Source organism: Paenisporosarcina sp. P4_E4_2 (assembly GCF_056401595.1).
The window spans coordinates 1-12,040 of sequence record NZ_JBFUJC010000060.1; the positions used below are offsets into that span (position 1 = coordinate 1).

The 12,040-nt window shown below is 40.1% G+C and carries 13 protein-coding genes; 3 read left to right on the forward strand and 10 right to left on the reverse strand.

The window, feature by feature from the left end:
- The first annotated feature begins 355 nt into the window (after window positions 1-355).
- On the forward strand, window positions 356-1,018 hold the full coding sequence (locus tag AC1DSB_RS06725; protein ID WP_036659523.1) for a GntR family transcriptional regulator: 663 nt from the start codon (window positions 356-358) through the stop codon (window positions 1,016-1,018).
- Window positions 1,019-1,079: 61 nt separating this feature from the next.
- On the opposite strand, the gene brnQ is transcribed toward AC1DSB_RS06725, so the two are convergent.
- The gene (brnQ, locus tag AC1DSB_RS06730) at window positions 1,080-2,438 is read right to left on the reverse strand and encodes a branched-chain amino acid transport system II carrier protein (protein ID WP_477531120.1); all 1,359 of its coding nucleotides are present in this window, start codon (window positions 2,436-2,438) and stop codon (window positions 1,080-1,082) included.
- A 732-nt stretch (window positions 2,439-3,170) separates the two neighbouring features.
- On the opposite strand from brnQ, the gene trhO reads away from it, so the two are divergent.
- Window positions 3,171-4,145 (forward strand): oxygen-dependent tRNA uridine(34) hydroxylase TrhO, encoded by a 975-nt coding sequence (gene trhO, locus AC1DSB_RS06735; RefSeq protein WP_477531119.1) that lies wholly within the window; start codon window positions 3,171-3,173, stop codon window positions 4,143-4,145.
- A gap of 260 nt (window positions 4,146-4,405) precedes the next feature.
- Here the strand turns inward: trhO and AC1DSB_RS06740 are convergent, their stop codons facing one another.
- From AC1DSB_RS06740 to pxpB, 7 genes are all read right to left on the reverse strand, one after another.
- Window positions 4,406-5,248: a DegV family protein gene (locus tag AC1DSB_RS06740; protein ID WP_477531118.1), complete on the reverse strand. Its 843-nt coding sequence runs from the start codon at window positions 5,246-5,248 to the stop codon at window positions 4,406-4,408.
- A 281-nt stretch (window positions 5,249-5,529) separates the two neighbouring features.
- Window positions 5,530-5,706 carry a hypothetical protein gene (locus tag AC1DSB_RS06745; protein ID WP_016428547.1) on the reverse strand — a complete coding sequence of 59 codons (177 nt, stop codon included), beginning with the start codon at window positions 5,704-5,706 and terminating at the stop codon, window positions 5,530-5,532.
- Between the two features lie 139 nt (window positions 5,707-5,845).
- A complete protein-coding gene (locus AC1DSB_RS06750; RefSeq protein WP_477531117.1) occupies window positions 5,846-6,619 on the reverse strand; it encodes a putative hydro-lyase in 774 nt (257 codons plus the stop codon).
- Between the two features lie 144 nt (window positions 6,620-6,763).
- Window positions 6,764-7,969, reverse strand: a complete 1,206-nt coding sequence (locus tag AC1DSB_RS06755; RefSeq protein ID WP_477586200.1) for an NRAMP family divalent metal transporter — start codon at window positions 7,967-7,969, stop codon at window positions 6,764-6,766.
- Between the two features lie 18 nt (window positions 7,970-7,987).
- Entirely contained in the window at window positions 7,988-8,758 is a 771-nt protein-coding gene (locus AC1DSB_RS06760; RefSeq protein WP_477586202.1) for a 5-oxoprolinase subunit PxpA, read from the reverse strand.
- Window positions 8,759-8,760: 2 nt separating this feature from the next.
- Entirely contained in the window at window positions 8,761-9,771 is a 1,011-nt protein-coding gene (locus AC1DSB_RS06765) for a 5-oxoprolinase subunit C family protein (RefSeq protein WP_477531114.1), read from the reverse strand.
- The gene (pxpB, locus tag AC1DSB_RS06770; protein ID WP_477531113.1) at window positions 9,758-10,456 is read right to left on the reverse strand and encodes a 5-oxoprolinase subunit PxpB; all 699 of its coding nucleotides are present in this window, start codon (window positions 10,454-10,456) and stop codon (window positions 9,758-9,760) included. Before pxpB ends, AC1DSB_RS06765 begins: the two co-directional genes overlap by 14 nt.
- Before the next feature lie 215 nt (window positions 10,457-10,671).
- Here pxpB and AC1DSB_RS06775 point away from each other — a divergent pair, with 215 nt between their 5' ends.
- Complete coding sequence (locus AC1DSB_RS06775) at window positions 10,672-10,857, forward strand: hypothetical protein (protein ID WP_477531112.1); 186 nt, start codon at window positions 10,672-10,674, stop codon at window positions 10,855-10,857.
- Between the two features lie 91 nt (window positions 10,858-10,948).
- Here AC1DSB_RS06775 and AC1DSB_RS06780 read toward each other — a convergent pair whose 3' ends face one another.
- A complete protein-coding gene (locus AC1DSB_RS06780; protein ID WP_016428554.1) occupies window positions 10,949-11,122 on the reverse strand; it encodes a YfhE family protein in 174 nt (57 codons plus the stop codon).
- 368 nt (window positions 11,123-11,490) lie between these two features.
- The coding region (locus AC1DSB_RS06785) for an NAD(P)/FAD-dependent oxidoreductase (RefSeq protein WP_477586204.1) at window positions 11,491-12,040 on the reverse strand (550 nt) is incomplete at its 5' end.

The following is a 12,040-nucleotide window of genomic DNA, read 5'->3' on the forward strand; positions in this document are numbered from 1 at the left end:
GTCACAAGAGGCATCACCAAGAAAAATGAAAAGAAAAATTTCCACAAATCATTAAATCCAAACATTATGCCACCCGCTTTCCAGTGTTGAATTGAGGTCAGTGTAAAAGATGCCAAGCATGAATACAAATATTATCCTCCAAAATCAAGCGGTAATAACGTCCACCTTCGTACTCTTCAACACCTTTAGTTTGGTATTATTTATCATCTATTTTATATTACTGGAATATGATATAAATTAAAATTAATGCTAAATTCAAAGTGCAATATATCACATACAGAGTATTTGTTGTATAATGGAAGAAATCATCCATTTTTATACATATTATTTCTTGATAGGAAAGGTTGTTACCTATATGCCGATACCCACTAATCATGCCAAACCCATTCGCATCTCTGCCAAAGAGAATGCTTTTAACCAGTTGCAGCAATGGATTATTGACGGTACATTACGTCCTGAAGAAAAATTGAACGATACGGAATTGGCTCAAGCATTGGGTGTCAGCCGAACACCTATCCGAGAGTCGTTACAATTGCTTGAAGTTCAAGGTTTCGTTGAAATGTTTCCCGGAAAAGCCACGCAGGTCACAACTGTGAGAAAAGAAGACATTAAAGATCTCCTTCCTCCGTTAGCCGCCTTGCAGGCACTGTCTGCCGAATTAGCGATACCCAACTTAGATAAAAAAACGATTCATAACATGGAAGATACAAATGAACGATTTTCACATGCAATCCAAACAAAAGACTATTTTTCAGCCTTGAAAATTGATGAAGAGTTTCATCAAATTATTGTAGATGCCGCAAACAATCCCTATATCACATCGATGGTTGCTAATTTACAAGCCCATGTACTCAGACAGTTCTTCCATAATTCAATCGTTTTGACGACCCATTCGATTAAGGAGCATGCTACCATCATCGAATTATTAAAAAAACGTGATGCCGCATCCGTCTCCCAAGTGATGCGGGACAACTGGCTACGTGCAATAGAAGAATTTTATACTCGTGAAGAACTATAAAAAAACCCTCAAATCTTGATACTTTAAAAGTATCTGAGATTTGAGGGTTTTTAGGTTAAAATCATTGTGAATAAGCGAGTGAAGCTTTTCTTACGTAAGCGAGAATTCCTGTAATCACCATGACAATGAGCACAGGAATCAGCCAGCCGAGACCTTGTTCATAAAAAGGCAAGTAGTTTTCATAAAACGAAATGACTGGTTTCATCCAATCGAAATACTCCATGTTTAATGAAGTGCATAACGTTTTCAGTCCATCTATGCTGCTCACCATCAATGTAACGACCGTTGCCGAAACATAAACCATGCGCGAATGCTTAAACAACGGTGATGCGAACGTTAAGATAATCAAGACGATAGCCAACGGATACAAGAACATCAACACTGGAATCGAGTAAGTAATAATGTTCGATAAGCCGAAATTGGCTATGATAAATGAAAATGTTGAAAAACCGATAATGAATAATTTATAACTCACCTTAGGGAATAGGCTATGGAAATACTCCCCACATGCCGTAATCAGACCGATACTAGTCGTTAAACAGGCAAGAAAAATAATGACAGCCATCATTAGGGTACCAAATGTTCCAAAATAATAAGCAGCTGTATTCGTAAGCACTGGTCCACCAGTATCAAATAAACCAAACATTTCGGTACTCGTAGCTCCTAAATAAGCAACACCTACATAAATCACGCCAAGTAAGAAAGTAGCTACTGCGCCTGATTTAGCTGTCGCCTTTAAAATTCCAGGAGTGGATGTAACACCCATTTTCCGAATAATATCAATGACGATAATCCCGAATACCAGTGATGCTAGCGCATCCATCGTATTATAGCCTTCAGTGAAGCCTTTCATGAATGCACCATTGGCATATGAGTCTTGAGGTGCTTGGATCGAGCCAAGCGGATTAAAGATTACCATGACAAGTAAAATTCCCAGCAGTACTAAAATAGCTGGAGATAAAAATTTCCCGATACGATCAACCATTTTCGACGGATTCAGAGATAACCAAAGTGTTATAGCAAAGAATATGATGGTGAAGACAATTAACCCAATCTGTTCATGGCCTTCTCCTAAAAATGGAGCCACACCGATATCAAACGAAACCGCACCAGTTCTTGGAATTGCGAATAACGGTCCGATTGTCAAATACAGCAAGGCAGTGAAAATGACGCCATATACCGGATGGATACGGCTTGCAAGGTCTTGTAAACTACGACTTCCTGAATAGCCCATTGCGAGTATGCCAAGAAACGGTAAACCAATTCCAGTTAATAAAAAGCCAGCTACTGCCAACCATACATTCGTGCCTGCATTTTGACCAAGAGTTGCCGGGAATATTAAGTTTCCTGCACCAAAGAATAAAGCGAACAGCATCAATCCAATGACAGAGTATGCTGATAACGATAATTTTTTATCCATTTTGTTTACCTCCTGCAATTTGAAAGATTGTAGTTCATGCAACTCCGATATATTGCATACTGAAACTATCACTGTCAGTAATCCTACTCTCTTTTTAAATGAAATGCAATATATTGCATAAAATATTTAAAATTTTTATATAATTAATATAAATATCCGCCTAAATAATATATCTGATACTCCAGGAGACAAAATAATTCCTTCTCTGTTGCGCATTTGGCTTGTCCGGACGAGAATGCTTGTTCAGGTAGACAGTTCGGCGATCCAGGTAGACTGAATGAGGGGCCAGGTTGCACAAAATCTTTAAACGTTCATATAAACAAAAACGTCTGCCTCCAAAAAGAAGGCAGACGTCTCATTATGATTATGCTTGATAAGTTACTAGCAAGCCCCGCTCCCACAACAATTACATCAACCTTCATACCAATACACCCCGTTGAATTAAGTTCATTTGGATCCTATTCGAGAAAATATGGACGTTATCCTTTAAAGGTTTTTTCGATATCTGGATTAAGTGGAAGGATATCGAGAATTCAGTGATGGATATCTCCATTTCACATGGTCTTATCCAGCATTCGCCATTCCTTTTCTCCATTTCACCCCCACTTATCTAAAATTCACTTTTCCTACACAATTTAACAGTCTGTTTTCCCTATTAGCACTGTTCATTTCATCACTTTTATGCTATATTTATTGATTGAATTACCATAAAATTAAGGTGGTTAAATTAAAATGGAAAACAATGCTTATCAAGTCTTGTTATATTATAAATATGTATTAATAGATGAACCTGAATTATTCGCACAAACTCACTTGGCTGCGTGTAAAGAAATCGGCTTATTGGGTCGTATTCTTGTATCTCATGAAGGAATTAACGGAACCGTTTCTGGAACCATCGAACAGACCCAAGCCTACAGGGATATGATGAAGAGTGATGAACGTTTTGCAGATATGATGTGGAAAATTGATGCAGCGGAAGGTCATGCGTTTAAAAAAATGCATGTACGTGCGAAAAATGAAGTGGTACATCTTGGTCTTGGAGAAGATGATATCAACCCGAACGAAATTACTGGTCAATACTTGTCCCCAACAGAATTCTACGAAAAAATGCAACAGGATGATACAATCGTCATCGATGCACGTAATGACTATGAATTCGATCTAGGTCATTTCCGTGGGGCAGTTCGTCCGGAAATTAAAAACTTCCGTGACTTGCCACAATGGATGCGCGAAAACAAAGAACAATTCGAAGGCAAAAAGATTTTGACTTACTGCACAGGCGGAATTCGTTGTGAGAAATTCTCCGGTTGGTTAGTCAAAGAAGGTTACGAAGATGTAGGTCAACTTCACGGTGGAATCCATACTTACGGTAATGACCCAGAAGTGAAAGGTCAGCTTTGGGACGGACAAATGTATGTCTTTGACGAACGCATTGCTGTGCCGATCAACAAAGTCGAGCACGTAATCGTCGGAAAAGATCATTTCGATGGTACACCTTGTGAGCGTTACGTAAACTGCGCTAACCCAGAATGTAATGATAAAATTCTTTGTTCAGAAGAAAACGAACACTTATATATGCGCAGCTGTTCGGATGCTTGTCGCACGCATCCACGCAACCGCTATATCGTGGAGCACGCCTTAAGCGAAGAGCAAGTTCAAGCTAGACTTGAAGAAGTTGAACGCGTAAAAGGTAACGTAATAGCATAAACAATGGAATTCATTTCTCGAATTTACAAAGAGAGACGCAATGTGATTTTGTCACTTCGCGTCTCTTTTTATCTTTACTTATCACTATTCCAACTAACTCTCATAAAAGTCACGACTTAGATCCACGATTTGTAGTGAAGGATTTATTTCCAAAAACGAGAGCATCGTTTCACTAAGAGACAATACATGTTGAGCCCACACAACAAAAAAGTCGCCATCCCATACATAGGGTTTGGCGACTTTTTAAGTTCTAAATATTCTTATTCTCCTAACCAAGCAAGACCGACAGTTCCTCTTCCCGTATGAGTGCCCGGCACGGGACTAAGTTCTGTTGTTGAGAAAATAATCTGAGGATATTGCGTTTGAAGTTCTTTTTTCATTTGAGTCGCTTCTTTCAAATTATCCGCGTGGAGGACAGTCACTTCTTTTACGTGATTTTTTTCGGCTTCTAAATAGTCGGCCATTTTGGCGATGGCACGCTTATGACTTCGTACTTTATCGGACAACACTGCACGTCCTTCATGAAATTTCAAGACGACTTTCATATTCAATAGAGTTGCAAACACGGCTTGTGAACCCGTTACACGCCCACCTTTGTGGAGTTGTTCAAGGCTGCCGGGCGTTAAGAACAGGCGACCTTTTGCAGGCAACGTCTTGATTTCAGAAACGATTTCTTCAAATGTTTTTCCTTGTTGATCTAACGCCACAGCACGCTCCACCATTTTTCCAAGTGGAAATGATCCAATTTGAGAATCCAGAACAAACGCATCTACTACAGCTTCTTTTGTCGCCGAGACTGCACCACTATACGCACCAGTCAAGGCACCTGTCGCATGAATGGCAATAACGTGCTTGTATTTGTTTTTTATTTCATTAAACAGCTCCAGCATTTCGCCTGGAGAAGGTTGTGAAGTTTTAGGTAAATCCTTAGCGGACGCAAGTTTTTTATAAAATTCGCTTGAACTGATTTCAACGTTTTCTTTGTAAGCGGTTTCTCCGAAAATAACGAATAACGGTACCACATAGATATTATGTTTTTCTATAAATTCTGTAGACAGGGTAGCAGTTGAATCCGTAACCCATGCAATATTTGATTGGTTCATGGCCATAGCTCCTTTTAATACCACTTAAGTGATTAATAAAAATGGTTAATTTAGGAAATCAACAGGATGAATGGAGACTCCTTTGAATGTATTAGTATGGTAAGAAGCAATGTTTTTCACAAGTGTAAGTATCATAAGAGTAGTATGACAAACGTCATGTTTACAAAGAAATATAGGAGATTGTCATTAACTGTACACATACACTTTTTAAATATCCCATTATATAGAAAAATCCAAACCAGGTAATTCCCTGATTTGGATTCTTGTTGCTAATAAGCTGATTATGAAAGTTCCTGATATTTTGCTTGAAATTTCCCTTCTACTACATCAGTATGGTACATCGCTTTAAGGGCGAAATCTTTTTCAAGCTCATGTTCTTTCATGATTTGCTTTAAGCGTATCTTCAGTTCCTCATTTTCTTTTACGAGTTGCTTCATTTTCGATTTTACGAATTTCAATTAAAGGTCCTCCTTTTCCGTTTGTTTTGGTCACGTCCAATTAACCTTGTATTGCTTATACTAGCACAAAAAAGTACCTCTCAGTCATAAACCAAGAGATACTTCAGTAATTGTGGATGTTCAAAGGTAGCAGTCAGAATCAAATCACGCTTATATGTTCACTTTTTAAATCTGTGATGAACATATGACCAGGTGCGTGAGTGATCATCAATGGAGGCTTCATATGCATAGCAATTGCTTGGGGTGTCACACCACATGCCCAAAAGACGGGTACTTCTCCGTCTTTAATCGTCACTGCATCGCCAAAATCCGGATGTTGAATGTCCTTTATACCGATTGATTCTGGATTTCCGATATGTATCGGTGCACCGTGAACCGATGGAAAACGACTGGTGACTTGAACTGCCCGAATGACATCCGCTTCTTTCATTGGACGCATGCTGACGACTGTCGGTCCCGCAAATTTGCCTGCAGGCGACGTTTCAATTGATGTTTTATACATAGGCACATTAACGCCTTCTTCATTGTGTCTCATAGGAATGCCATTTTTAATTAGCGCATCTTCGAATGTGAAGCTGCAGCCGATCAGGAAACCGACCATTTCGTCAGTCCAATACTCTTTAATATCTGTAGGCTCATCCACGACTTCTCCATTACGATAGATGCGGTATCTTGGTAAATCAGTACGTAAATCAGCTTTGGGTGCAGACATTTTCGGAATATACGAACCTGCGTCTGTGACGTCAATTAGCGGACAAGATTTGGGATTTCTTTGACAGAACAATAGAAAATCAAAAGCCAAATCTTTCGGTAAAATAACCAGATTTGCTTGAATGTACTCTTCACACAACCCAGAAGTTGGTGAAGAAATCTCACCACTGCGCATCGTTCCTCTTATTTCAGATGGTTTCATCAAGTTAAACCCCCTTTCTTTTAAGGCATTATAGGAAGTATTAAAAATCTCGAAATAGCGCATTTGCGGCATGCATCACATCAAAGAGAGTGTTGGCTCATGCGGAACATGCCGCTAATGTAAATGTACGATTAACAGAGATTTCTATTTAAACAATTGAGGAATTCCTTCAATTAAGGTGTAAACACCCATAATCGACATCGCGATAACAATAATGATTCCAAAAATAGTCATCCACATTGGATGTTTGTAGTCACCTACAATTTTCGATTTATACGCCGCAATAAGCATAACGCCTAACGCAATCGGTAAAATTAAACCATTTACAGATCCAAYTAGTACAAGAATACTGACCGGACGACCGACGAATACAAAGACGATAGTTGAAATCGCAATAAACGCGATAATGATTTTTTGATGATGTTTTTCTAACCACGGATGGAATGTACGAATGAATGAAACGGATGTATAGGCCGCACCTACTACAGAAGAAACTGCTGCGGCCCACATTACTATCCCGAAAATTTTATAACCAAAGTTACCAGCTGCCAATTGGAAAACAGATGCAGGTGGATTAGAAGGATCAAGTTTTAACCCCTGTGACACAACACCAAGAACGGCAAGGAACAAGGCAATTCGCATAATAGCAGTAACTACAATTGCAAATACTGCACTACGGTTCACTTCAGGAAGCGAGTCTACACCTTTGACACCCGCATCAATCAATCGGTGACCTCCGGCAAAGGTGATATAACCCCCAACCGTTCCTCCTACCAATGTTACAATCGCCAAAATATCAATCTTGTCTGGAACAAAAGTTTTCACAACCGCTTCTCCTACTGGAGGATCTGCAGTAAACATGACATATACAGTTAATCCAATCATGATGAAACCTAATATTTGCGCGAATTTATCCATCGCTTTGCCCGCTTCTTTAACAACAAAAATACCGATGGCAAGAATTCCGCTGAGAATGGCTCCCGTCTGTGCAGAGATTCCGAATAAAACATTTACTCCAAGACCAGCACCTGCAATATTTCCGATATTGAATGCAAGACCACCCATAACAATTAAAATTGCAAGAAAGTAACCAAGGCCCGGCAATATATCGTTTGCAATATCCTGTGCCCGTTTTTCAGAGACCGCAATGATTCGCCAAATGTTCAACTGAGCGCCGATATCAATAATAATGGAAATCAGAATAACGAATCCGAAACTTGCAAGAAGGGATTCGGTAAAGACCGTCGTTTGAGTTAAAAATCCTGGTCCTATCGCAGAAGTCGCCATCAGGAAGGCTGCACCTAGCAATAAACTCCTGTTTGTGTTTTTCAATTTGTTCTCAGCTTTCATGTGGATCCCCCTTATGATTTATTTGAACTCTGAAATTTTTTGAATATCAATTCCAGATGAATTCAAGACTTGAGAAATACGTTGTGCAAAATCGAGTGCATGCAGTCCATCTCCATGAATACACACAGTGTCGGCTTGAATCAAAACTTCTTTTCCGCTGATGCTTGTGACCTTGCCTTCTTTAACCATTCGAACGACTTGGTGAATGGCTGTTTCCGTATCCGTTATCAGTGCATTAGCTTCTTTTCGGTTCGTCAATGTTCCATCTGTTTGATAAGTACGATCGGAGAATACTTCATTCGCCGTGCGTAACCCGATTTTCTCGCCAGCTCTGACGAGTTCACTGCCGGATAAACCAAAGAGTACTAACTCAGGATTCACTGCATAAACCGCTTCTGCAATAGCTTCAGACAATGCCGAATCAGTAGCCGCCATGTTGAATAATGCACCATGTGGCTTGACGTGTTGCATCACGCCACCCTCCGCTTTTACAAAGCCAAACAATGCCCCAATTTGATAGACCACGATTTCATAAGCTTCCTGAGGAGTGACTGAAAAATTTCGTCTACCAAAGCCAGTCAAATCTTGAAACCCAGGATGCGCACCAATGCCTACGCCTTTTTCGAGTGCGAGTTTAACCGTTTTGCGCATCGTTGAAGGATCGCCTGCATGAAAGCCACACGCGATGTTTGCAGATGTCACAAAATCCAGTATCTCTTCATCGTTTCCCATTTTGTAGGCTCCAAAACTCTCACCCATATCACAATTTAAATCGACTTGATACTTCATTTTCATTTACTCTCCTTAAATTTGAGTGAAATGGATTGCGTTAATTGATCGATCAATTTTCTCTGCTCAATCATTGCTTTTTGTGCTTCTTCCAAGGATATTTTTTCAAAACGAATGGTTTCCCCAGGCTTCAGCTGGCTCACTTTCGGCAAATCAATAAATGCAACTTGTCCTATTTTTGGATAGCCACCAGTCGTTTGTCGGTCTGCCATCAAAATGATGGGTTGTCCATCAGGGGGCACCTGGATGGAACCAAATGACACTGCCTCTGAAAGCAATTCTTTCGGTACTTCTAATCTAAGTTCAGTTCCTTTCAATCGATAACCCATCCGATCGGAATCTGAAGTGATTTGGAAAACCTGATTAAGGAAATCATCTTTACTTTTTTTAGAGAATAAATGTGCTTGTCTTCCTTCTATGACACGCACCGTCTCATCCTTTTGATAGGTGGGAATGGCTTCGGACTTTAATGTCCATTCCACTTGCATAAATGACCTATCGTTTATTTCTTTAGAGAGCTTGTTGATAAAACCTTTAACTTGTTGTGGGGCGTCATTAACCGGAATAACATCTCCTCTTTGCAAGGCTCTTCCGTTAAACCCTCCGATACTCGCTCGTATATAGGTAGACTGACTCCCCATCACTTTAGGTACAGCAACTCCTCCAGCAACCGCCATATACGTTCGGCAACCTGTTACAGGCTTTCCAAAAATCAGCTTGCAACCTTTTCTGGCAAAAATCGGGCGCCACATTTTTATGGGTACACCATCAATGACGGGTGATAGATTCGCGCCAGTTAATGCAAATAAACAGTCTTCAAGAAATGTTATATGTGGGCCCATTAATGTGATTTCGATCGTTGCTTTCGTCTCTTCATTGCCGACCAATATGTTCGCCAGACGATGTGCATAAGAATCCATAACGCCACTAACAATAACGCCATATTTTTGAAAACCATTCCTGCCAAGATCTTGAACAGTCGTTTGCAAACCTTCCTTATCAATCATCAGCATGAGTTGTCCCCTCCCATTCTGCATACTCCGATTCTGTTATTGGCTTGAAGACTATGAGATCTCCCGCTTGTAGCAAGCTTGGAACGTCTTCATGCGGAAGGAATAAATCCATCGGCGTCCGACCGATCAATTGCCAGCCACCAGGCGTCTCAATCGGATAAACACCAGTCTGCATTCCAGCAATTCCGACAGACCGTTCGGGGATACGGAGCCTAGGAGTCGAGCGACGAGGAGCAGCAATTTTTTCGGACATGCCTCCAATAAACGGGAACCCTGGGGCAAATCCAATCATATTCACTTCATATGTACCCGAAGAATGAATGGCAATCACTTCTTCAACTTTTAATTGATTATGAGACGCAACAAACTCGAGATCCGGTCCGTGCTCGCCTCCATAGCAAACGGGAATCTCAATGGTCCGTTGGTCTACTTTTTCCGAATCATTGTTATTGTGCAGTATCTTAGTTAGACAATCCTTCATATCTTCAAATTGATTGTCGGCAGACACTCTATAAAAAACAGTGACGGTCGTAAATGCAGGAATTACTTCTACAACTGAGTCAATAGAAGCTTGTTCGATTTTACGGGTGATTGACCGCACCAGGTTGGTTGCTTCTTTTGTAATTTCTTGTCCAACTTCTAAGACAATTGCTTCTTCTCCAAGTGGTGAATAGGTGATTTCCATCTTTACACTTCCAAACATTTTCTGAAATATACGATAATTATAAAGAAGAATATATAGGGATACAACCGTAAATTAATAAATATGCACATATTGTATTGAAAATACAAATATTTCAAGTTCTGTCGGAATTACAAGATTCGTATGTTTGAACATACACATTTGGGGAAATATTCAACTACAACACTTTTACTAAAATAAATCAGGAGGGTTTGATAATGAAAAGAAATACGATGGCATTGGCAGCACTTGGACTTGGAGCGGCTTTCCTAATGCTCAACAAAGATTCTCGAGAAAAACTTAAAGGGCAAGTCAACGAATTCACGAAAAGTGGTAATGGTAAAGGCATGCTTGATCAAGTCATGAATGCCTTTGATAAGAAAAAGACAACGACAACGATATAAGAATTTTTAAAAAGGCACTTTACAAAATTAGTGTATAAAAAGAGGCCATTCCAACGTTGAAGTTTCAACTAGGAATGGCCTCTTTTTCTATTCAGTTTAATTTATTTTTAGTTTTCTCGTCTTTCTTCTTGATGCCTTTAACGCCTTCTAATCCACTTGCTTTGTCTGCTTTGTTGAACTCTTCGTTGTACAACACTTCCTGCGCAGCGGACAAACCATTATTTTCTTCAGACATTTGCTGATGTGGAGGTTTTCTTTCACTCATTTTCGAATTCTCCTCTCTTACTTATTGAAAACCTTAGTTTGTACTTAGTGAACTTTCTTTATTCCTCCTATTTTTTTATCAAAGGCAAGTACTCGAAAACTCGGGAAAGCATTTTGTGTAACCTGGAAGGCATTTCTGTCTACCTGGCTTCTTTCTGTCTACCTGGAGTTCCTTTCTGTCTACCTAGAGCTCCATTCTGTCTACCTGGAACTAAAACACAGTCTCACCCTATTGATTGATTGCGTCTCCTTAGCACGTGGTGCTTGGGGCGAACATCATATCGAAATTATTGAAGATAATTAAGAATTAGAAACGCCCCCGTAGAAAAATGTTCTACGGGGGTGTTCGTTTTTTTGTAACTCATACGGTTAGTCTATTATTGCACCTGACACATCGTACAAAGCCAAATCGATATCGACTCGTTCATCAAGCGCGAGCTTCGACAGTTGTGCACCTAGAAATGGTCCGATAGTTAATCCCGACGCCCCAAGTCCGTTGGCGAGAAGAAGTCCTTCCCAACCTGGAACCTTCCCTATGATCGGCAGAAAATTAGGTGTAAATGGACGGAAACCGACACGGGTTTCAACAAATGTACTATCTGCTAATCCAGGTGCCATGGTCAACGCTTTGTGAAAGACTTCATGTAAACCGCCTGCAGTGACGCGTAAATCAAACTCTTCATGGTCTTCATGGGTCGCGCCTATTACCATTTGGCCGTTATCAAAAGCGAGAATATATTGATCATTTGGAGGCATTACAACGGGCCAATCATCCGTTTTCATATTTTCCATTTGAAGATGGACGATTTGTGCTTTTTGGGATGAGAGCTGAAATTCAATACCCATTGGTTTTAATAATTGATCCGCCCACGCTCCGGCAGTAATGATTATCTTTTCAGCACTGTAACGTTCATTGCCG